This is a genomic window from Micrococcus sp. KT16, assembly GCF_003315015.1.
Classification (GTDB): domain Bacteria; phylum Actinomycetota; class Actinomycetes; order Actinomycetales; family Micrococcaceae; genus Micrococcus; species Micrococcus luteus.
This window is the reverse complement of sequence record NZ_QNRG01000002.1, coordinates 188,308-209,274: the sequence shown is the minus strand read 5'-3', so window position 1 is coordinate 209,274 and position 20,967 is coordinate 188,308. Positions and strand designations below refer to the sequence as shown.

Sequence of the window (20,967 nt, the reverse complement as noted above, 5' to 3'; positions counted from 1 at the left end):
CAGTCCGCGGTGGGGTGGGCCCCGCGTCGTCCGCCCCGGCGGGGCGCGGCCCGTGTTCGCGGTACCGAAGTGAAGGAGGCCCACCATGGCCCTGGATCCCGCTGTCAAGCAGCAGATCATCAAGGAGTACGCCACCCACGAGGGCGACACCGGCTCCCCCGAGGTGCAGATCGCGGTCCTGTCCCGCCGCATCAAGGACCTGACCGAGCACCTCAAGGAGCACAAGCACGACCACCACACCCGTCGCGGCCTGATGGCCCTGGTCGGTCGCCGTCGTCGCATGCTCGGCTACCTGCAGAAGGTCGACATCGAGCGCTACCGCGCGCTGATCGAGCGCCTCGGCCTGCGCAAGTGACCTGAGGAGGCGGCGCCGGAGCCCGCGGGAGACCCGCGAGCGCCGGCGCCGCCTTTCGTCTGCCCCCGGACGCACGTAGTGTGTCCCGGGGGGAGACCGCCGCAGCCTGCGGCACTCCGGCGCGCCATGGCGCGCATCCCCGCATCATCGACACACCCGACGGCTCCGCGCCCATCGCCCGCGGTCCTCGACAGTGGCTCCCGGACCCCGCCGCACGGCGGGACGCCGAGGGCCTCGATCGAAGACCAGGGGGACAGGGACGCCTGCGGCGCCGTCCACCTGAAAGGAGGCCCTCATGGAGGGTCCTGAGATCACCTTCGCCGAGGCCGTCATCGACAACGGCTCGTACGGCAAGCGCACCGTCCGCTTCGAGACCGGGCGCCTCGCCCAGCAGGCCGCCGGCGCCGCCATGGTCTACATCGACGAGGAGACGTCGATGCTGTCCGCCACCACCGTCGGCAAGTCGCCCCGCGAGGGCTTCGACTTCTTCCCGCTGACCGTGGACGTCGAGGAGCGCATGTACGCCGCGGGCCGCATCCCCGGCTCGTTCTTCCGCCGCGAGGGCCGCCCGTCCACGGACGCGATCCTCACCTGCCGCCTGATCGACCGCCCGCTGCGCCCGGCGTTCGTCAAGGGCATCCGCAACGAGGTCCAGGTCGTCGTGACCGTCACCTCGATCGCCCCGGACGAGATCTACGACACGGTGGCCATCAACGCCGCCTCCCTGTCCACGCAGCTGTCCGGCCTGCCGTTCTCCGGTCCCATCGGCGGCGTGCGCATGGCCCTCATGGACGACGGCTCCGGCACGCGCCAGTGGGTCGCGTTCCCGAAGCACTCCCAGCTCGAGGGCGCCGTGTTCAACATGGCCGTGGCCGGCCGTGTGGTGGGCGACGACGTCGCCATCATGATGGTCGAGGCCGAGGCGACCCCGGACTCCTGGACCCTGGTCAAGGAGCGCGGCGCGCAGGCGCCCACCGAGGAGATCGTGGCCGAGGGCCTCGAGGCCGCCAAGCCCTTCATCCGCGCCCTGTGCGAGGCCCAGGCCGACCTGGTCAAGCGCGCCGGCAAGGACCCGGTGGACGTCCCCGTGTTCCAGGACTACCAGGACGACGCCTACGCCGCCGTCGAGAAGCTCGCCACGGACCGCCTGACCGAGATCTTCTCCATCGGCGACAAGCAGGAGCGCGAGTCGGCCTCGGACGCCTACCTGCTCGAGGTGCTCGAGGAGCTCGCCGGCGAGGGCAAGGACTTCGCCGAGCGCAAGGGCGAGATCGCCAAGGCCTACGGCTCCCTCACCAAGCAGATCGTGCGCCGCCGCATCCTCACCGACCAGGTGCGCATCGACGGCCGCGGCCTGACGGACATCCGCAAGCTGACCGCGGAGGTGGAGGTCCTGCCCCGCGTGCACGGCTCCGCCATCTTCGAGCGCGGCGAGACCCAGATCATGGGCGTCACCACGCTGAACATGCTCAAGATGGAGCAGCAGATCGACTCGTTGGCGCCGGAGACGGCCAAGCGGTACATGCACCACTACAACTTCCCGCCGTACTCCACCGGCGAGACCGGCCGCGTGGGCTCCCCGAAGCGCCGCGAGATCGGCCACGGCGCCCTCGCCGAGCGCGCCCTCGTGCCCGTGCTGCCGGCCCGCGAGGAGTTCCCCTACGCGATCCGCCAGGTCTCCGAGGCCCTCGGCTCCAACGGCTCGACGTCGATGGGCTCCGTCTGCGCCTCCACCCTGTCCCTGCTGAACGCGGGCGTGCCGCTGCGTGCGCCCGTGGCCGGCATCGCCATGGGCCTGGTCTCCGCCGAGGTGGACGGCCAGACCCAGTACGCGGCCCTGACCGACATCCTCGGCGCCGAGGACGCGTTCGGCGACATGGACTTCAAGGTGGCCGGCACCGCGGAGTTCGTCACCGCGATCCAGCTGGACACCAAGCTGGACGGCATCCCGGCCTCCGTGCTGGCCGCCGCCCTGACGCAGGCCCGCGAGGCGCGCCTGCACATCCTGTCCGTGCTGAACGCCGCCATCGACGCCCCGGACGAGATGGCCCCCACCGCCCCGCGGATCATCTCCGTGCGCATCCCGGTGGACAAGATCGGCGCGGTCATCGGCCCCAAGGGCGCCATGATCAACCAGATCCAGGACGACACGGGCGCGGACATCACCATCGAGGACGACGGCACCGTGCTGATCGGCGCCACCGACGGCGCCTCGGCCGAGGCCGCGCGCTCCGCGGTGAACGCGATCGCCAACCCGCAGGTCCCCGAGGTCGGTGAGCGCTACCTCGGCACCGTGGTGAAGCTGACCACGTTCGGCGGGTTCGTCTCGCTCACCCCGGGCAAGGACGGCCTGTTGCACATCTCCGAGCTGCGCAAGCTCAACGAGGGCAAGCGCGTGGACGACGTCGAGGACGTGCTCGGCGTGGGCCAGAAGGTCCAGGTCGAGATCACCAAGATCGACGACCGCGGCAAGCTGTCCCTCTCCCCGGTGGTGGCGGAGTCCGACGCCCTGGCCGAGACCGCGGACGCGATCGAGTCCTCGCAGATCGAGGCCTGATCCGCCCCGCCCGGCCCGGTGACCACGACGGCGCCGCACCCTCCCCGCGAGTGGTGCGGCGCCGTCGTCGCGCATGGGCGAGAATGGCCGTCATGAGTGTTCACCGTGAGATCCCCCTGGACTTCGACGGCGTGCTGGCGGACGAGGGCAACGGTTCCGTGGTGCGCCGCTCCGTGCTGCCCGGCGGCGTCCGCGTGCTCACCGAGGCCATGCCGGACCAGCGCTCGGTGACCATCGGCTACTGGGTGGCCGTCGGGTCCCGTGACGAGTCGCCCGAGGGCTACGGCGCCACGCACTTCCTCGAGCACCTGCTCTTCAAGGGCACTCCCACGCGCACCGCGATGGACATCGCGGCCGCCTTCGACCGCGTGGGCGGGGAGTCCAACGCCGGCACGGCCAAGGAGTCCACCGTCTACCACGCCCGCGTGCTGGACGAGGACCTGCCGATGGCCGTGGAGGTCCTCACGGACATGCTCACCTCCTCCCTGATCGACCCGGACGAGCTCGAGACCGAGCGCGGCGTGATCCTCGAGGAGCTCGCCATGGACGCGGACGACCCCGTGGACGTGGCCCACGAGAAGCTCGCCGAGGTCATGCTGGACGGCCACCCCCTCGGCCGGCCGATCGGCGGCACGCCCGAGACGATCCGGGCCGTCACCCCCGACCATGTGGTCGGGCACTACACGCACTGGTACCGCCCGGACGAGCTCGTCGTCACCGCCGCCGGCCACCTCGACCACGACGAGGTCTGCCGCCTCGTCCTCGCCGCCCTGCGCGCCTCGGGCTGGGAGCTCACCCCGGGAGCCCTGCCCGCCCCGCGCCGTGCCGTGGACACCGCCGGGGCCGCGGCCTCGCGGGTGCGGACCGGCACGCACACCGTCACCAAGGCGGTCGAGCAGGCCAACGTCCTCGTCGGCGGCCGCTCGCTGTCCACCACGGACCCGGACCGCTTCGCCCTGGGCGTCATGCAGTCCGTCCTGGGCGGGGGCATGTCCTCGCGGCTGTTCCAGGAGATCCGCGAGCGCCGCGGCCTGGCCTACAACACCTACTCGTTCTCCGCCGGGTACTCCGACGCCGGCTACTGGGGCCTGTACGCGGGCTGCCAGCCGGACCGGGTGGACGAGGTGGCCGCGCTGATGGAGGCCGAGCTGGACCGGATGGCCGAGGCCGACGTCACCGGGGAGGAGCTCGCGCGCGCCCACGGGCAGATCTGCGGCGGCACCGTGCTGGGCATGGAGTCCACGGGCGCCCGCATGTCCCGGCTGGGACGGGCCGAGCTGGTCACGGGGGAGTACGTGGACCTGGCGGCCTCCCTCGCCCGGGTCCGCGAGGTCGACGCCGGCCAGGTCCGGGCCGTGGCCGCGCGCCTGGCCGCGGGGGACCGGGCGCGCGTCGTCGTCGCCCCGGCCTGACCTCGGCCACGGCCGCCGGGGCGGGCCGCGTAGGCTGGAGGCCATGACCGAGACCCGCACCCCCTCCGCCGTGTCCGCTCCCGACGACGTCCCGCGCGTCGCGATCCTGGGCGCCCGTGGCCGCATGGGCCGCCACGCGGTGCCCGCGGTGCGAGCGGCCGAGGGGCTGGAGCTCGTGGCCGAGCTCGGCTCGCAGGACCGCCTGGACGCGGTGCTCGACGCCGGCGCCACGCACGTCCTGGACCTCACGGTGCCGGACGCCTCGCCCGAGAACGTGGCCTTCGCCGTGGAGCACGGGCTGCACACGGTCGTGGGCACGTCGGGCTGGGTGCCCGAGCGCCGCGCGCGCCTCGAGGCGCAGCTGGCGGAGCACCCGGGGGTGGGCGTGCTGATCGCCCCGAACTTCTCGGTCGGCTCGGTGCTGGCCTCGGCGTTCGCCGCGCAGGCGGCGCGGTACTTCGAGTCCGTCGAGCTCGTCGAGCTGCACCACCCGGACAAGGTGGACGCCCCGTCGGGCACGGCCGTGCGGACCGCCGAGCTCATCGGCGCGGCCCGGGAGGCGGCCGGCGTGCCCGTCTCCCCGGACGCCACCGAGCACGACCCGGACGGCGCGCGCGGTGCCGTCGTCCACGGCGTGCACGTGCACGCGGTGCGCCTGCGTGGCCTGGAGGCGCACCAGGAGGTGCTGCTGGGCGGGCCGGGTGAGCAGCTCGTGGTCCGGCACGACGCATTCGACCGCGGCGCCTACATGCCCGGCGTCGTCCTCGGCCTGCGGACCGTGGCCTCCCGCCCGGGTCTGACCTACGGACTGGATGGATACCTGGACCTTGGCTGAGCCCTCCCGCATCCCCGACGACGGCGCCGTGGGCCCGACCGAGCACGCCGCCCGTGCCCGCCGCTCGACCGTGATGAGCAAGGTGTGGGTCGGCTTCGTGTCCCTGCTCGTGCTGCTGTTCGCCGGGTTCGCCCTCAACGCGTCCGTCGCGCTGGTGCGCGCCCCGCAGCCGCTGGCCAAGGCGATCGGCGCGGGCGTCATCCTCGTGGTGCTGGTGACCGTGGCCGTCCTGGCCCGCGAGGTGTGGTTCGGGCGCCAGACCGAACGCCTGGCCGACCAGCTCGAGGCCGAGGGCGGGCTGCCGGAGGACGACCTGCCGCGCTCGCCCGGCGGCCGGATCGACCGGGAGGCCGCCGACGCCCAGTTCGACCTGTACCGCGTGGAGGCCGAGGCCGCACCGCGCGACTGGCGCGCCCGCTACCGCCTCGCCCTGGCCTACGACGCCTCGGGCGACCGCCGCCGCGCCCGCGAGGCGGCCCGGGAGGCCGTCCGCCTGCACCGCGCCGGCTGACGCGGCCCACGCCTCGCTCAACGCCCTGCGACGGCCCGTTCCCCACCCGCCCGGGAGAGCCGGGCCATCACGGCTTCGAGCGGACCCCGTCGGCCGCTGAGCTCGGCGGCCAGCCCGGCCGCGAGGCTCAGCACGACGAGGGCGGCGAGCAGTGCCCCGTCGGCCGGGTCGAGTCCGGTCGCGTCCACGAGCGCGAGCACCACGAGGTGCCCCACGTAGAGCGTGAGCGGGATGCGCCCCGCACCCACGAGCGGGCGCAGCGCGGCGTGCCCGACCAGCGGCCGGGCCAGCAGGCAGGCGCCCAGCACGGCGCAGGCCCAGCCCGCCGCAAACACGGCGGCCACCACGGACCCGGAGTGCGGGGTCGGCAGGGCGAGCCACAGCGGATCCGGGATCAGCAGCGCGAGCCGCGGCTCGCCCGTGCGCAGCGTGAGCGCCGTCTCGACCGGGTCCGTGCCGATCGCCGCGGCGACCCGCCCGACCGTGCCCCGAGCCCGCAGCACCGCCGCACCGACGACGCCGGCCGCCGCCCACGCCGCGGCCCCGCCGCCGAGGATCCCGGCGGCCACGCGGGGCCGGTCCAGCGGCAGCCGCCCCAGGGCCAGCCCCAGCACGAGGAACGCGCCCCAGGACAGGACGGGGTAGTAGCCCGTGAGCGTCAGATCGGCCAGCAGCAGCCCGGGACGCAGCAGGTCCGCGGGGCCGGGGGAGAGCCAGAGCCGCCCGCCCACGAAGAACTCCTGGCGCCCCACGACGGCCTGCACGGCCGCGACCACCGCGAACACCAGCACCGGCCCGAGCACGAGCCACGCCCCCGCGATCACCCCCAGGGTGCGGGCACGCAGGCCCAGCAGGGGCAGCGCGAGCAGGAAGAGCAGGGCGTAGTGGCACAGGATGACGGCCACGGGGACCCCGAGCGTCCCGCACGCGAGCCCGAGCACGAACAGCAGGCCCGCGCGTCGGGCGATCCGGCGGCGCAGCGTCGCGCGCCGGGCCCCCGTGGCCGGCGTCGCGCCCCCCGTGGACAGGGCCAGCCCGACGCCGGCCAGCAGGACGAACAGCACCGAGGCGCGTCCGGCGAAGGACAGGAACGCCGGGTGCGGCGCCCCGTCCGCCGTCGCCGGGTCGAGGACGTGGACGGTGATCATGCCGAGCAGGGCGATTCCGCGGGCCGCGTCGACGCCGGGCAGCCGGCGACGCGCGGGCCGGTCCGGGCGGACGGCGGCGGGGGGCGGGGCGGGACGCAGGGCGGGCTCCTCTCGAGTCGCCGCGCGTCGCGGAGGGGCCACGGACGGCGCGGGCCCCCAGTCTCGCAGGTAGGGTGGGGCCCATGAGTGCCGTCCGTTCCGCCGTCATCCCCTCCGAGCTGCTCTTCGGCACGGTCGTGCCCGCCATGGTCACCCCCATGACGGACGAGGGCGCCGTGGACCTCGAGGCGGCCGCCGCGCTGGCCGAGCACCTGGTGGACCGCGGGGCCGACGGCCTCGTGGTCACCGGCACCACCGGCGAGACCTCCACGCTCACGGACGACGAGAACGTGGCGATGTTCCGCACCGTCGTCGAGGCCGTGGGGGACCGCGCCAGGGTCGTGGCCGGCACCGGCACCAACGACACGGCGCACACCCTCGAGCTGTCCCGCCGCGCGGCCGAGACGGGCGTGGACGGGCTGCTGCTCGTCACCCCGTACTACAACAAGCCCAACCAGGCCGGCATCCGCGCGCACTTCGAGGCCGTGGCCGACGGCGTGGACCTGCCGATCATGCTCTACGACATCCCGGGCCGCTCCGTGATGCCGATCGAGCCCGAGACGATCATCGCGCTCGCGCAGCACCCCAACATCCGTGCGCTCAAGGACGCGAAGGGGGACCTGCAGTCCACCACCACCGTCCTGGCGCACACAGACCTCGACCTCTACTCCGGCGACGACGGCGCGACCCTGCCGCTCATGGCGCTCGGCGCCGTCGGGGTCGTCTCGGTGGCCGCGCACGCGGCCCCCGAGCTGTACCGCCAGCTCGTGGACGCCGTCCACGCCGGCGACCTGGCCGGTGCCCGTGATCACCACTTCGCGCTGGACCCCGTCCAGCGCGGCATCATGACCCACGTCCAGGGCGCGGTGGCCGCGAAGGCCGTCCTCGCCGCCCAGGGCGTCATCCCGTCCGCAGCCGTGCGGCTGCCCCTCGTCCAGGCCACGCCGGACGAGCTCTCCGTCATCCGAGCCGACCTCGCGGAGGCCGGCATCACCTTCTAGAAGGGACCCGTTCCATGACCGCAGGCACCCGCCTGTCCACCCCGCCCAAGCTCAAGCGGGGCACCTGCCGCATCGTCCAGCTGGGCGGCCTCGAGGAGGTCGGCCGCAACATGGTCACCTTCGAGATCGACGGCAAGATCCTCATCGTCGACTGCGGCGTCCTCTTCCCCGAGGAGCACCAGCCCGGCGTCGACCTGATCCTGCCGGACTTCGACTACATCCGGGACCGCGTGGACGACGTCGTCGGCATCGTCCTGACCCACGGCCACGAGGACCACATCGGTGCCGTGCCGTACCTGCTGCGCCTGCGCGACGACATCCCCGTGATCGGCTCCAAGCTGACCCTCGCCCTGATCGAGGCCAAGCTCGAGGAGCACCGGATCAAGCCGCGCACCCGCGTGGTCAAGGAAGACGACATCGTCGAGTTCGGCCCGTTCGAGTGCGAGTTCGTGGCCGTGAACCACTCGATCCCGGACGCGCTCGCCGTCGCCATCCACACGGACGCCGGCACCATCCTGCACACCGGCGACTTCAAGATGGACCAGCTGCCGCTCGACGGCCGCATCACGGACCTGCGCGCCTTCGCCCGTCTCGGCGAGGAGGGCGTGGACCTGTTCATGACCGACTCCACGAACGCCGAGGTCCCGGGGTTCACCACCACGGAGGCGGAGATCGGCCCCACCCTCGAGCGCTACTTCGCCACGGCGAAGCGCCGCATCGTGGTGGCCTCGTTCTCCTCCCACGTGCACCGCGTCCAGCAGGTCCTCGACGCCGCCCACAAGCACGGTCGCAAGGTGGCCTTCGGCGGGCGCTCCATGATCCGCAACATGACCATCGCGGCGAAGCTCGGCTACCTCAACGTGCCGAACGGGATCCTCGTGGACATCCGCAAGGTGGACAAGTACCGCGACGACGAGATCGTGCTCATGGTCACCGGCTCCCAGGGCGAGCCGATGGCGGCCCTGTCCCGCATGGCCAACGGGGACCACCAGGTGCAGCTGGAGGAGGGCGACCTCGTCGTGCTGGCCTCCTCCCTGATCCCGGGCAACGAGAACTCCGTGTTCCGCGTGATCAACGGGCTCATGAAGCTCGGCGCGACCGTGGTGCACAAGGGCATGGCCAAGGTGCACGTCTCCGGCCACGCCTCCGAGGGCGAGCTGCTGTACTGCTACAACATCGTCGAGCCCGAGTTCGTGATGCCGGTGCACGGCGAGACCCGCCACCTGATCGCCAACGGCCGGATCGCGGAGAAGACCGGCGTGCCGGCCGAGAACGTCATCCTGGCCGGCAACGGCACCGTGGTGGACATGACCGACGGCCTCGTGAAGGTCGTCGGCGAGGTGGAGTGCGGCTACGTGTACGTGGACGGCTCCTCCGTGGGCGAGATCTCCGACTCGGACCTCAAGGACCGCCGTGTCCTGGGCGAGGAGGGCTTCCTCTCGATCATCACCGTGGTCAACCGGCAGACCGGCACGATCGTGTCCGGCCCGGACGTCCACGCCCGCGGCGTCGCCGAGGACGAGAAGGTGTTCGAGGAGATCAAGCCGAAGATCGTCCGGGCGCTCGAGGAGGCCGTGCAGTCCAGCAAGGACCACACCGCCCACCAGCTCCAGCAGGTGGTCCGCCGGACCGTCGGCACGTGGGTCAACCGCAAGCTGCGCCGCCGCCCGATGATCATCCCGGTGGTCCTGGAGGCCTGACCCCTCCGGGTCGCCATGCCTGCCGTGTCCGCGGTTCGCGGTAGTTTGGTGGGCATGGCGACCCGTACTTCCCCCACGCGTTCGTCGTCCTCCTCCGCCACGTCCCGCTCCGGCTCCGCCGGACGCCGAGGCTCCGGACGGAAGGGGTCGACCGCGACCGTCCCCGAGGCCGACCGGCCCGCCGCGCCCCTGCGCGCCCTGCACACCCTGTGGATGGGGTTGGCCACACCGGTCGGCGCGGGCTTCCGCAAGCTCGGCCCGGACGTGCGCATCGACCGCGAGGAACGCCGTGACGGCACCGGCCTGCTCCTGCTGCTGCTCGCCGCGCTGATCGCGGCCGTGGAGTGGTGGGGCCTGCGCGGCACCGCCGTCGGCCGCGTGGTGCACGGGGTGGTGGGCGGCACCGTCGGGTGGTTCGCCCTCCTGGTGCCGATCGCCCTGCTCGTCGTGGCCGTGCGCTGCTTCCGCCACGCCACGGACCATCGCGCCAACGGGCGCATCATCATCGGCCTGCTCATGGCCACGGTCGCCGGCTCCGGCATCGCCCACCTCGTGGGCGGCGTGCCCTCGGCCGCCGAGGCCTTCGAGGACATGCTCGGCGCCGGGGGCATGGTCGGCTACCTGGCGACGGCGCCGCTGGCCTCCCTGCTGACACCCGTGCCCGTCTGGGTCCTCATGATCCTGCTGGCCTTCTTCTCGGTGCTCGTGCTCACCGCGACGCCCGTCGGCTCGATCCCGCAGCGGATCGCGGGCGGCTACGACTGGCTCACGGGCCAGGACCCCGAGGGTGCCTCCGAGCAGCGGGCCGCCCGCCGTGCCGAGCGGCGCCGGGCCCGGGAGGAGCGCCGCGAGGCCGAGGACCTCGCCACCCCGCTCTCCGTGGATGCGGAGACCGGGCGCACCCACCCGGACCACGACCAGTCCTACCTGGACGGCCCGGCCGCCGGCGCCCACGCCGCCGGGGCCTCCCGCCCCGGCCTGTTCGCGCGCCTGTTCGGCGGGCGCCGGGCACGCGAGGAGCAGGCCGCCGACGCCGCCCCGGAGCACACCGCCAGCACCGCCTACGACTCCCCGGTGATCCACGAGGCCGAGGCCGGCTCCCACGCCGCCCCCGAGGCGGAGACCACCCAGGTCCTGCCCCGGCCCGCCCCCCGGCGAGCCGCTCGCGGGGAGCAGGGCGTGTTCGACGCCGAGCAGGCCGCCGCAGACGCGCGTGACCCGCGGGACGCGGACCAGGACGCCTCGGACGACTTCGACCCGTGGGTGGACGAGGACGACGCGCCCGAGGACGCGGACGCCGAGCCGCAGCCACCCGCCGGAGTGCGCCGGCCCACGGCCGCGGACCGTGCCCTCGAGCAGGTGCGCGAACACGCCCGCGCCCAGCGTGAGGCCGCCGCCCCGGCCGCCGCATCCCTGGAGGAGGACGCGGGGGAGGACACCCCGTTCGCCCTGGACGACGCCCCAGGTCAGGGCTCCGGGACCGCCGCGTCGTCGTCGTCCTCCGCCGTGCCCGCCAGCACCCCCGCGCCGGTGCCGCCGGTGACCGCCGAGCCGGCCCGCGGCACCCAGTCCGAGCTGGGCGGGGACGTGTCCTACACGCTGCCGCAGTCTGCCCTGCTCCCCGCCGGGCCCCAGCCGAAGGAGCGCTCCGAGGCCAACGACCGGGTCGTCGCCGCGCTGACCACCACGTTCACCGAGTTCAAGGTGGACGCCCAGGTCACCGGGTTCTCCCGCGGGCCGACGGTGACGCGGTACGAGGTCGAGGTCGCCCCCGGCACCAAGGTGGAGAAGGTGACGGCGCTGGAGAAGAACATCGCGTACGCGGTGGCCTCCTCGGACGTGCGGATCCTCAGCCCCATCCCGGGCAAGCGCGCGATCGGCATCGAGATCCCCAACACGGACAAGGAGGTCGTGGCCCTCGGCGACGTCCTGCGCTCGCAGGCCGCCCAGCGCACCGACCACCCGATGGTGATGGGCGTCGGCAAGGACGTGGAGGGCGGCTACGTGGTGGCCAACCTCGCGAAGATGCCCCACATGCTCGTGGCGGGCGCCACCGGCGCCGGCAAGTCCTCGTTCGTGAACTCGATGATCACCTCGATCCTCATGCGCTCCACCCCGGACGAGGTGCGCATGGTGATGGTGGACCCCAAGCGCGTCGAGCTCACCGCGTACGAGGGCGTGCCCCACCTGGTCACCCCGATCATCACGAGCCCGAAGAAGGCGGCCGAGGCGCTGCAGTGGGTCGTCAAGGAGATGGACACCCGCTACGACGACCTCGCGGCGTTCGGCTACAAGCACGTGGACGACTTCAACAAGGCCGTCCGGGCCGGCCAGGTGAAGCTGCCGCCGGACTCCAAGCGCGTGCTGCGCCCGTACCCGTACCTGCTGGTCATCGTGGATGAGCTCGCGGACCTGATGATGGTCGCCCCGCGCGACGTCGAGGACGCGATCGTGCGCATCACCCAGCTGGCCCGGGCGGCCGGCATCCACCTCGTGCTCGCCACGCAGCGGCCGTCCGTGGACGTGGTCACGGGCCTGATCAAGGCCAACGTGCCCTCGCGCATGGCGTTCGCGACGTCGTCGGTCACGGACTCGCGCGTGGTCCTGGACCAGCCCGGCGCGGAGAAGCTGCTCGGCCAGGGCGACGCCCTGTTCCTGCCGATGGGCAAGTCCAAGCCCATGCGCGTGCAGGGGGCGTGGGTCAACGAGTCCGAGATCCACGCCGTCGTGGAGCACGTGAAGTCGCAGATGCAGGTCCAGTACCGCGAGGACGTGATCCCCGAGAAGACCGAGAAGGTCATCGACGAGGACATCGGCGACGATCTGGACCTGCTCCTGCAGGCCGTCGAACTCGTGGTCACCACGCAGTTCGGCTCCACGTCCATGCTGCAGCGCAAGCTGCGGGTGGGCTTCGCGAAGGCCGGCCGCCTCATGGACCTCATGGAGTCCCGCGGCGTCGTGGGCCCCTCCGAGGGCTCCAAGGCCCGCGACGTGCTGGTCAAGCCCGACGACCTCGCGGACGTGCTCGCCACCATCTCCGGAGACACCCCACCCTCGGCCGCCTCCGGCGACGGCGACGCCTCGGCGTCGGCCGCTCCGCGCGACCTGGTGCAGGAGGACCTGGACTCGCGCCCGGCCGCCGTGGACTGGAACGATGAGGACGACGACGAGGGATCGGAGGACGCGTGGCAGCTGACGGGCAGATGAGCGCGGCGGGCGGGGCGCAGCGCGTGTCCGCCTGGAACCTGCCGAACATCCTGACCTCGGTGCGCATCCTGATGGTGCCCTTCTTCGCCTGGGCGCTGTGGGCCGGCGGGCCGTGGGGCGGCGACTCGCTCGTCGCCCGCTGGGTCGCGCTGGCGCTGTTCGCGGCGGCCATGTACACCGACAAGCTCGACGGGGACATCGCCCGCGCCCGCGGGCTGATCACCGACTTCGGCAAGATCGCGGACCCCATCGCGGACAAGCTGCTCACGGGCACGGCCCTCGTGCTGTTCTCCCTGCTGGGGGAGCTGTGGTGGTGGGTGACCATCGTGATCCTGGTGCGTGAATGGGGCATCACCCTGATGCGCTTCGTGGTGATCCGCTACGGCGTGATGCCGGCCGGCCGCGGCGGCAAGCTCAAGACCGTGCTGCAGACCGTGGGCATCGGCCTGCTGCTCCTGCCCCTGGCCCCGCTCGTGGGCGGCTGGTGGCCGTGGGCCGGCTGGGTGGTCATCGGGGCCGCCACCGTCCTGACGGTGCTGACCGGTCTGGAGTACGTCAAGGACGCGTGGGTCCTGCGGCGGGACGCCTTCGCCGCCCAGCGGGGGGCCTGAGGCGATGACCACGGCGGCGGCCCGGGGCGTGGTGCACGCGCTCGCGGACGCGGGCCTCACGGTGGCGACGGGGGAGTCCCTCACCGCCGGTCTGGTGGCCGCGCGCCTGGCCGACGTCCCCGGGGCGTCGGCCGTGCTGCACGGTGGCGTGGTGGCCTACCAGAACGCCGTGAAGACCGGCCTGCTGGGTGTGCCCGAGGACCTGCTCACGCGGGTCGGGGCGGTGGACGCGGACGTGGCCCGACGGATGGCCCTCGGCGCCCGGGCGGCCCTGGGCGCCGACGTCGGCGTGGCCACCACGGGCGTCGCCGGGCCCGAGCCCCACCAGGGCCGGCCGGTGGGCACCGTGTGGCTCGGCCTGGCCGTGCCCGACGCGGACGCGAACGCGTTGGACGTGCTCGGCGGCGAGCGCGACGGCGCGGCCACCGCGATCCTCCTCCGGCTCGACGGCGACCGGGCCGCGATCCGGGAGGCCACCGTCGCCGCGGCGCTGCAGGCCCTGACGCACCTGCTCGCCGGCCCCGGCCACTGAGGCTGCATGGGGGCGCCGACCGACCCGCCTCGGCGCCCCGTCCCTGGTGCCGGCCCGCCCCGCCGCGTAGGTTCGGCGCGATGGAGACCGCATCGCCTCCCACCCCGCCCGAGCATGCACCGCAGGACGGCGACGACGCCCCGGGCCCCCGCGTCATCGGCCTCGTGGCCGACCCGGGCACCCCGTGGGCTCTCGTGCGCCGCATCGCCGGGGACGTCGAGGACCGGCTCGACGAACGCCTGCCGCAGCCCGGCGGCTGGCGGGTCGAGACGCGGCAGGAGTCGCTGCCGGTCGGTGCGACCGGGGGCATGGTCCTGGAGGAGCCGGTCCGCTCCCTCGCAGACGGGCAGGGATGGGACACGGTGGTCGCCGTCGTCGACCTGCCCCGGTTCGACGACCGGCGCGGCGTGGTGGCGGACGTCGTGCCGCAGCTGCGGGTCGGCGTCGTGTGCGTCCCGGCGCTGGGGGTCATCACCCCGGCCCGCCGGCTGCGGGAGACGGTGCTGCGGATCGTCGAGCACATCGACACCGCCCCCCACGTGGACCCGCCGGACGGGGAGCTGGACGTGCAGTCCTCCGACGAGTCCGGCGAGGTGGAGGAGGACGACGGCCCGTCCCCGACGGACGAGCCCCCCGAGCCCGACACGGCCGCACTGCGGGGCATCGCCCCCCTGGTCGACGTCGACGCGGACGTGACCACGACCACCCGGATGGGCGGCGGGTCCCGGCGCACGTCCACGGTGTACGTGAAGGGCTGGACGGGCACGCTGCGTCTGCTGGCCGGGATGGTGATGGCCAACCGGCCGCTGCTCATGCCGCGGGACATGACGTTCACGATCGCCTCGGCCAGCGCGGCCGGTGCCTACGGCGTGTTCTTCGGCTCCATCTGGGTGCTCTCCAGCGTGATGTCCCCGGTGCGGCTCGCGGCGGTCAGCGTGCTGTCCGTGGTGCTGCTGGTGGCGTGGCTGGTCACCACGAACGGCCTGTGGACGCACGGTGCGACCCACCGGCACAGCTCGCGGCTGGACAACCTCTCCACCGTGCTCACCGTCGGTCTGGCCTGCACCGTCGTCTACGTGCTGCTCTTCGTCACGCTGCTGCTGGTCGCGCTCATGATCATCCCCGTGGAGTATCTGGAGGAGGAGCTCGACCAGCCCGGCGGCGTGCGCGACTACGTGCGGCTCGTGTGGCTCGCGGCGTCGATGGGCACGATGGCCGGGGCCGTCGGCTCGAGCCTGGACGACTCCGACCGCATCCGGAACGCCACGTACTCCCTGCGGGAACGACATCGGCGCTCGGAGCGGCACGAGGGCGACGGGGCCGCCGAGGGCCCGACGGCGGAGGAGACCATGTCTCGGGAATGAACGCGACCCCGCCCGACGTTGAATGTAACGAGTCAAGAAGAGTGCCCCGGCGGGATCAGGCCCGCGGCCCGGCGCCCTTCAGGAAAAGTCCAGGAGCAGGCGATAGACATGATGCGACATCCCGTCCATTCCCACGGAATCACGCGCTGGGTCGATGACCAGCCCCGTCCCCGCGCGGCCGCCCCCGACATCAAGGAGCGCAGCATGCCCCTCCTCCGCCACGAGATCGGCGACGTCCTGCGCGACGTCCGGCAGCTCCAGGGCCGCACCCTGCGCGAGGTCTCGCACGACGCCCGTGTCTCGCTCGGCTACCTGTCGGAGGTGGAGCGCGGCCAGAAGGAGGCCTCCTCCGAGCTGCTGGCCTCGATCTGCCAGGCGCTGGACATCCCGCTGTCCTACCTGCTGCGGGAGGTCTCGGACCGGCTCGTGGAGCAGGAGGGCATGGTCGTCCCGGACACCCTGCCGGACGACCTCACGGACCCCAGCCTGGGCTCGCTGGCCGGCCGCTGACCCCGCCACACCCACGGCGCGGGCGCCCCGTCTCGGGGCGCCCGCGCCGTCTGCGTCCCCGTCCCTGACCCCGCGACCGACCACAGAGAGGACCGCCCGTGCGCGAGAGCGAGTTCCGCCGGCTGATGGACGAGGAGTTCGGCCCCGCCCGGGCCGGCCTCGTGGCCGACTCCCTGCACCTGCCCGGCCTGGACACCACCGCGACGGCGGCGCTCGCCGCCGGCGTGGACCCGCGGCGGGTCTGGCTGGCGGTCTGCGACCTGCATGAGATCCCCCAGGAGCGGCGTCTCGGTCGGGACGTGCCGCCGAAACGCTGACGCCGCGACGCGCTGGCGGGGCACTGCCCCTGTTCGAACACGTGTTCGAAGAATGCGGTAGAGTCCTGCACAGCAGTGCGACGGGGTGATCTCGTGCACAGGCGGGGCCGGCCACGCTTATCGTGTCCGCCGCCCCCCGTAGATTCACGGACATGACCGAGGCGGGCGCTCCAGCGTCCGCGGCAGCACCACCAGAGCTAGGGGTGAAGGATGAGCAAGGTGACGGATCGCGAGAAGGCCCTCGAGGCCGCTCTCGCCCAGATCGACAAGCAGTTCGGCAAGGGTTCCGTCATGCGGCTGGGGGACCAGACCCAGGCACCCGTCGAGGTCATCCCCACGGGCTCGGTGGCCATGGACGTGGCCCTGGGCATCGGCGGCCTGCCGCGCGGCCGCGTGGTGGAGATCTACGGCCCGGAGTCCTCGGGCAAGACCACCCTGGCCCTGCACGCGGTGGCCAACGCGCAGCGCAACGGCGGCATCGCGGCCTTCATCGACGCGGAGCACGCCCTGGACCCGGTCTACGCCCGCCAGCTCGGGGTGGACACGGACGCCCTGCTGGTCAGCCAGCCGGACACCGGCGAGCAGGCCCTGGAGATCATGGACATGCTCGTCTCCTCGGGCACCCTGGACATCGTCGTCATCGACTCCGTGGCCGCGCTGACCCCGCGCGCCGAGATCGAGGGCGAGATGGGCGACTCCCACGTCGGCCTGCAGGCCCGCCTCATGTCCCAGGCGCTGCGCAAGGTGACCGGCCGCCTGCACCAGACCAAGACCACGGCCATCTTCATCAACCAGCTGCGCGAGAAGATCGGCGTGTTCTTCGGCTCCCCGGAGACCACCACGGGCGGCAAGGCGCTCAAGTTCTATGCGTCCGTGCGCATCGACGTCCGCCGCATCGAGACCCTCAAGGAGGCCGGCAACCCCGTCGGCAACCGCACCCGCGTGAAGATCGTCAAGAACAAGATGGCCCCGCCCTTCAAGCAGGCCGAGTTCGACATCCTCTACGGGGTCGGCATCTCCCGCGAGGGCGGCCTGATCGACATGGGTGTCGAGGAGGGCATCGTCAAGAAGTCCGGCGCGTGGTTCACCTATGACGGGGACCAGCTCGGGCAGGGCAAGGAGAACGCCCGTCGCTTCCTCCGGGACAACCCGGACCTCGCCAACGAGATCGAGGAGCGCATCCTCACGAAGCTCGGCATCGGCGTGGCCCCGGAGGCCGAGGACGACGAGGCCCCGGCCCTGACCGCGGTTCCGGGGGACACCGCGGCCGGATGACCCGATCGCGCAGGAACGTCGGAGGCGGGGCCGCCCACCGGTCGGAGACGACCGGCCGGAGCGGCTCCGCCTCCGGTGCGTCCGCGTTCGACGACGCCCGGGACTCGGACGTGGGCCGGATGTGGCTCGACCTGGCCGGCGCACCGGAGCCGACGTCGTCCGACGCGGACGCCGCGCGGGACGCCGTGCCCGCGCGCGACGCCGGAACCCCCGCGGGGGACGTCCCGGACCCCGCCCCCGGCGCGGCACCGGATCTCGGGGCCCTGCTGACTCGCGCGAGCGACCTGCCCAGTCCCGCGCCCGGCGCCGGGCCCCGTGCGCTGCCCTGGTCCGGGCGCGAGGACACCCGGGCGGACATCGAGCGCCGGGGCCGGAAGCGGGCCACCACGCCCCCGCGGCGTGGCCGTCCTCGCGACGAGGGACGCCCGGCCGTGGATCCCCGCCCCGCCGTCGAGACCGACCGCCCCCGACGTCGCCCCGGCCCGGCGCCCCTGCCCACCGCACCGCGTGAGCGCGAGGAGGCCGCACGCGAGGTCGTCCTGCGCCAGCTCGCCCTGGGCCCCCGCTCCCGCGGCCAGCTCGAACGCAAGCTCGCCGAGCGCCAGGCCGAGCCCGAGCTGATCGAGCGCGTCCTCGACCGCTTCGAGGAGGTGCGCCTCGTGGACGACGCCGCCTTCGCCGAGGTCTGGGTCCGCAGCCGTCACCGAAGCAAGGGCCTGGCGCGCCGTGCCCTCGGGCACGAGCTCCAGCAGAAGGGCGTGGACCGGGAGATCGCCGCCGAGGCGCTCGAGGCCATCGACGGCGAGGACGAACGGGCCGCCGCCCTCGACCTCGTGCGCCGACGGCTGCGGGGCCGCACCGTCCCCGGCGGTGCCTCGCCGGAGGCCCGGGCCGAGCGGGACAAGGTGACCCGCCGCCTCGTCGGCATGCTGGGACGCAAGGGCTACGGCGGCGGCCTCGCGTTCGCCGTCGTGAAGGAGGTCCTCGCCGAGCACGAGGAGTGAGCGGACCCGGGCCGCGCCCGGAGTTCCTAGAATGGTGCGGTGACTCTGACGGACCCCACCCCCCGCACCACCCCGCTCGCGCAGGACGGCGCCGCCGCGCGCCCGCACGAGGGCCTGACCTATGAGGTCCGCACCTTCGGCTGCCAGATGAACGTGCACGACTCCGAGCGCATCTCCGGCCTGCTCGAGTCCACCGGCTACGCCCCGGTCGCCGAGGACGCCCAGGCCGACCTCGTGGTCTTCAACACGTGCGCGGTCCGCGAGAACGCGGACAACCGCCTGTACGGCAACCTCGGCAACCTGCGTGCGGTGAAGGACGCGCACCCGGGCATGCAGATCGCCGTCGGCGGGTGCCTCGCCCAGAAGGACCAGGCCGCCATCCAGCGCAGGGCCCCGTGGGTGGACGTCGTCTTCGGCACCCACAACATCGGCTCCCTGCCCGTGCTGCTGGAGCGCTCGCGCCACAACGCCGAGGCCGAGATCGAGATCCTCGAGTCCCTCGAGGTGTTCCCCTCCACCCTGCCCACCAAGCGCGACTCCACCCACTCCGGCTGGGTGTCCATCTCCGTGGGCTGCAACAACACGTGCACGTTCTGCATCGTCCCGTCGCTGCGCGGCAAGGAGAGGGACCGCCGCCCCGGGGAGATCCTCGCCGAGGTGCAGGCACTCGTCGACGCCGGCGCCGTCGAGGTCACGCTGCTGGGCCAGAACGTGAACACCTACGGCGTCGAGTTCGGCGACCGCGGCGCGTTCGCCAAGCTGCTGCGCGCGTGCGGGGAGATCGAGGGCCTCGAACGCGTCCGCTTCACCAGCCCCCACCCGGCCGCGTTCACGGACGACGTCATCGACGCGATGGCCGAGACCCCCAACGTCATGCCGCAGCTGCACATGCCCCTGCAGTCGGGCTCGGACAAGGTGCTCAAGGACATGCGCCGCTCCTACCGGTCCGCGAAGTTCCTGCGGATCCTGGAGAAGGTGCGCGAGCGCATCCCGCACGCCGCCATCACCACGGACATCATCGTCGGCTTCCCCGGGGAGACCGAGGAGGACTTCGCCGAGACGATGCGGGTGGTCGAGGCCTCCCGCTTCTCCTCCGCGTTCACCTTCCAGTACTCCATCCGCCCGGGGACCCCGGCCGGGAAGATGGACCACCAGGTGCCCAAGGCCGTCGTCCAGGAGCGCTTCGAGCGCCTCGTGGCACTGCAGGACCGGATCTCGGCCGAGGAGATGGCCACGCTCGTCGGCACCCGCCAGGAGCTGCTCGTCACCGCCGACTCCGGCTCCAAGGCCGCGGAGCGCGGCCGCCTGTCCGGGCGCGCACCCGACAACCGGCTCGTGCACTTCTCCGTGCCCGCCGGCGCCGAGACCCCCCGCCCCGGCGACTTCGTCACCGTGACGGTCACCGAGGCCCACCCCTTCTTCGCCGTCGCCGACCCGACCGCACAGGACTACGTCCTGCGCCGCTCCCGCGCCGGTGACGCGTGGGACCGCGCCCAGGCCGAGTCGTGCGGCGCGCCCGCCCCCGGCACGGCGGGCGGCTCCGGGGCCACGAGCCTCGGCATGCCGACCCTGCGCCCGCGGTCCTGATGTCCGCCGCCGCGGCCCGCCCGCCCGTCGTCGCCGTGGTCGGGGCGACGGCGACGGGCAAGTCCGCCCTCGCCGTCGCCCTGGCGCACGCGCTGGACGGCGAGGTGGTCAACGGGGACGCCCTGCAGTTCTACCGGGGGATGGACGTGGGCACGGCGAAGGTCACCCAGGCGGAACGCGAGGGCGTCCCGCACCATCTGCTGGACGTGCTCGACGTCGGCCAGGAGGCCTCGGTGGCGGCCTTCCAGTCCGCGGCCCGCGGCCTGTTCGACCAGATCCGCGCGCGGGGTCGGACCCCGATCCTCGTGGGCGGCTCCGGGCTGTACGTGCGGGCGGCGCTGGACGTGCTCGAGTTCCCGCCCACGGACCCGGCGCTGCGGGCCGAGCTGGAGGCGCGCGCGCAGCGGGAGGGCCTGGCCGGGCTGAGGGCCGAGCTGGCCGCCCTGGACCCGGTCTCGGCGGAGCGGCTGCGGGACGCCCGCCGCATCGTGCGCGCGCTGGAGGTGTGCCGGCTGACGGGCCGCCCGTTCTCCGCGTTCATGCCGGAGCGCAGGTACGCCCCGGAGGTCGCCCCCGTGGTGCAGCTCGGCCTGCGCCTGGACCGGGCCGAGCTGCACCGGCGGATCGCGGCCCGGGTGGAGCGCATGCTGGCCGAGGGCCTGCTGGACGAGGTCCGCCGCCTCGACGTCCCCGGGCCGGAGGGGCTGCGGCAGGGGCCGACCGCGTCCCGCGCGATCGGCTACGCCCAGATGCTCGCCGTCCTCGACGGCGAGCTCACCGAGGCGGAGGCGGCCGAGCAGACCGTCGTGGCCACGCGCCGGTTCGCCCGACGCCAGGAGACCTGGTTCCGGGCCGACCCGCGCGTCGTCTGGCTCGACGCGCAGGGCGAGGACGTCGTGGCGGAGGCGCTCGCCGTCGTCGCCGGGGACGCCACCTAGACTG

18 protein-coding genes are annotated in these 20,967 nt (G+C 73.6%); 17 read left to right on the top strand and 1 reads right to left on the bottom strand.

Annotated features, from left to right (window positions below; translation table 11 throughout):
- Nucleotides 1-85: 85 nt before the first annotated feature.
- The 5 genes from rpsO (at nucleotide 86) to DE149_RS03045 (ending at nucleotide 5,670) form a co-directional block, all read left to right on the top strand.
- Nucleotides 86-355, top strand: coding sequence for a 30S ribosomal protein S15 (gene rpsO / locus DE149_RS03065; protein WP_017488396.1), 270 nt, complete (start codon nucleotides 86-88; stop codon nucleotides 353-355).
- Between the two features lie 295 nt (nucleotides 356-650).
- Nucleotides 651-2,912, top strand: a complete 2,262-nt coding sequence (locus tag DE149_RS03060) for a polyribonucleotide nucleotidyltransferase (RefSeq protein WP_036315001.1) — start codon at nucleotides 651-653, stop codon at nucleotides 2,910-2,912.
- Nucleotides 2,913-2,995: 83 nt separating this feature from the next.
- Complete coding sequence (locus DE149_RS03055; protein ID WP_370446015.1) at nucleotides 2,996-4,324, top strand: M16 family metallopeptidase; 1,329 nt, start codon at nucleotides 2,996-2,998, stop codon at nucleotides 4,322-4,324.
- Nucleotides 4,325-4,367: 43 nt separating this feature from the next.
- On the top strand, nucleotides 4,368-5,159 hold the full coding sequence (gene dapB / locus DE149_RS03050) for a 4-hydroxy-tetrahydrodipicolinate reductase (RefSeq protein WP_049146350.1): 792 nt from the start codon (nucleotides 4,368-4,370) through the stop codon (nucleotides 5,157-5,159).
- Entirely contained in the window at nucleotides 5,152-5,670 is a 519-nt protein-coding gene (locus DE149_RS03045) for a hypothetical protein (RefSeq protein ID WP_113913936.1), read from the top strand. Before dapB ends, DE149_RS03045 begins: the two co-directional genes overlap by 8 nt.
- 17 nt (nucleotides 5,671-5,687) lie before the next feature.
- On the opposite strand, the gene DE149_RS03040 is transcribed toward DE149_RS03045, so the two are convergent.
- Nucleotides 5,688-6,959, bottom strand: a complete 1,272-nt coding sequence (locus DE149_RS03040) for a heparan-alpha-glucosaminide N-acetyltransferase domain-containing protein (protein ID WP_113913935.1) — start codon at nucleotides 6,957-6,959, stop codon at nucleotides 5,688-5,690.
- A 41-nt stretch (nucleotides 6,960-7,000) separates the two neighbouring features.
- On the opposite strand from DE149_RS03040, the gene dapA reads away from it, so the two are divergent.
- The 12 genes from dapA (at nucleotide 7,001) to miaA (ending at nucleotide 20,963) form a co-directional block, all read left to right on the top strand.
- Nucleotides 7,001-7,918: a 4-hydroxy-tetrahydrodipicolinate synthase gene (dapA, locus tag DE149_RS03035; RefSeq protein ID WP_036384223.1), complete on the top strand. Its 918-nt coding sequence runs from the start codon at nucleotides 7,001-7,003 to the stop codon at nucleotides 7,916-7,918.
- A gap of 14 nt (nucleotides 7,919-7,932) precedes the next feature.
- Nucleotides 7,933-9,618: a ribonuclease J gene (locus DE149_RS03030; RefSeq protein ID WP_113913934.1), complete on the top strand. Its 1,686-nt coding sequence runs from the start codon at nucleotides 7,933-7,935 to the stop codon at nucleotides 9,616-9,618.
- Between the two features lie 54 nt (nucleotides 9,619-9,672).
- On the top strand, nucleotides 9,673-12,825 hold the full coding sequence (locus tag DE149_RS03025) for a DNA translocase FtsK (RefSeq protein WP_113913933.1): 3,153 nt from the start codon (nucleotides 9,673-9,675) through the stop codon (nucleotides 12,823-12,825).
- On the top strand, nucleotides 12,822-13,436 hold the full coding sequence (locus DE149_RS03020) for a CDP-alcohol phosphatidyltransferase family protein (protein WP_113913932.1): 615 nt from the start codon (nucleotides 12,822-12,824) through the stop codon (nucleotides 13,434-13,436). The genes DE149_RS03025 and DE149_RS03020 overlap by 4 nt, the downstream gene beginning before the upstream one ends.
- A gap of 4 nt (nucleotides 13,437-13,440) precedes the next feature.
- Nucleotides 13,441-13,968 (top strand): CinA family protein, encoded by a 528-nt coding sequence (locus tag DE149_RS03015; protein ID WP_113913931.1) that lies wholly within the window; start codon nucleotides 13,441-13,443, stop codon nucleotides 13,966-13,968.
- A gap of 80 nt (nucleotides 13,969-14,048) precedes the next feature.
- Entirely contained in the window at nucleotides 14,049-15,332 is a 1,284-nt protein-coding gene (locus DE149_RS03010; RefSeq protein WP_102708367.1) for a hypothetical protein, read from the top strand.
- A 108-nt stretch (nucleotides 15,333-15,440) separates the two neighbouring features.
- Nucleotides 15,441-15,842: a helix-turn-helix domain-containing protein gene (locus tag DE149_RS03005; protein WP_036315027.1), complete on the top strand. Its 402-nt coding sequence runs from the start codon at nucleotides 15,441-15,443 to the stop codon at nucleotides 15,840-15,842.
- A gap of 98 nt (nucleotides 15,843-15,940) precedes the next feature.
- Nucleotides 15,941-16,159 (top strand): DUF3046 domain-containing protein, encoded by a 219-nt coding sequence (locus DE149_RS03000; protein ID WP_002856506.1) that lies wholly within the window; start codon nucleotides 15,941-15,943, stop codon nucleotides 16,157-16,159.
- A gap of 210 nt (nucleotides 16,160-16,369) precedes the next feature.
- Nucleotides 16,370-17,434: a recombinase RecA gene (gene recA / locus DE149_RS02995; RefSeq protein ID WP_070708704.1), complete on the top strand. Its 1,065-nt coding sequence runs from the start codon at nucleotides 16,370-16,372 to the stop codon at nucleotides 17,432-17,434.
- The gene (locus DE149_RS02990) at nucleotides 17,431-18,438 is read left to right on the top strand and encodes a regulatory protein RecX (RefSeq protein ID WP_102708366.1); all 1,008 of its coding nucleotides are present in this window, start codon (nucleotides 17,431-17,433) and stop codon (nucleotides 18,436-18,438) included. The genes recA and DE149_RS02990 overlap by 4 nt, the downstream gene beginning before the upstream one ends.
- 39 nt (nucleotides 18,439-18,477) lie before the next feature.
- Entirely contained in the window at nucleotides 18,478-20,025 is a 1,548-nt protein-coding gene (gene miaB / locus DE149_RS02985) for a tRNA (N6-isopentenyl adenosine(37)-C2)-methylthiotransferase MiaB (RefSeq protein WP_113913930.1), read from the top strand.
- Nucleotides 20,025-20,963: a tRNA (adenosine(37)-N6)-dimethylallyltransferase MiaA gene (gene miaA, locus DE149_RS02980; protein ID WP_113913954.1), complete on the top strand. Its 939-nt coding sequence runs from the start codon at nucleotides 20,025-20,027 to the stop codon at nucleotides 20,961-20,963. Before miaB ends, miaA begins: the two co-directional genes overlap by 1 nt.
- The last annotated feature ends 4 nt before the right edge of the window (nucleotides 20,964-20,967 follow it).

Bases quoted from the DNA above. Each gene is read 5' to 3' on its own strand.
- rpsO (WP_017488396.1), top strand. From the start codon at position 86: ATGGCCCTGGATCCCGCTGTCAAGCAGCAGATCATCAAGGAGTACGCC.
- DE149_RS03060 (WP_036315001.1), top strand. From the start codon at position 651: ATGGAGGGTCCTGAGATCACCTTCGCCGAGGCCGTCATCGACAACGGC.
- DE149_RS03055 (WP_370446015.1), top strand. From the start codon at position 2,996: ATGGCCGTCATGAGTGTTCACCGTGAGATCCCCCTGGACTTCGACGGC.
- dapB (WP_049146350.1), top strand. From the start codon at position 4,368: ATGACCGAGACCCGCACCCCCTCCGCCGTGTCCGCTCCCGACGACGTC.
- dapA (WP_036384223.1), top strand. From the start codon at position 7,001: ATGAGTGCCGTCCGTTCCGCCGTCATCCCCTCCGAGCTGCTCTTCGGC.
- DE149_RS03030 (WP_113913934.1), top strand. From the start codon at position 7,933: ATGACCGCAGGCACCCGCCTGTCCACCCCGCCCAAGCTCAAGCGGGGC.
- DE149_RS03025 (WP_113913933.1), top strand. From the start codon at position 9,673: ATGGCGACCCGTACTTCCCCCACGCGTTCGTCGTCCTCCTCCGCCACG.
- DE149_RS03020 (WP_113913932.1), top strand. From the start codon at position 12,822: ATGAGCGCGGCGGGCGGGGCGCAGCGCGTGTCCGCCTGGAACCTGCCG.
- DE149_RS03015 (WP_113913931.1), top strand. From the start codon at position 13,441: ATGACCACGGCGGCGGCCCGGGGCGTGGTGCACGCGCTCGCGGACGCG.
- DE149_RS03010 (WP_102708367.1), top strand. From the start codon at position 14,049: ATGGAGACCGCATCGCCTCCCACCCCGCCCGAGCATGCACCGCAGGAC.
- DE149_RS03005 (WP_036315027.1), top strand. From the start codon at position 15,441: ATGATGCGACATCCCGTCCATTCCCACGGAATCACGCGCTGGGTCGAT.
- recA (WP_070708704.1), top strand. From the start codon at position 16,370: ATGAGCAAGGTGACGGATCGCGAGAAGGCCCTCGAGGCCGCTCTCGCC.
- DE149_RS02990 (WP_102708366.1), top strand. From the start codon at position 17,431: ATGACCCGATCGCGCAGGAACGTCGGAGGCGGGGCCGCCCACCGGTCG.
- miaA (WP_113913954.1), top strand. From the start codon at position 20,025: ATGTCCGCCGCCGCGGCCCGCCCGCCCGTCGTCGCCGTGGTCGGGGCG.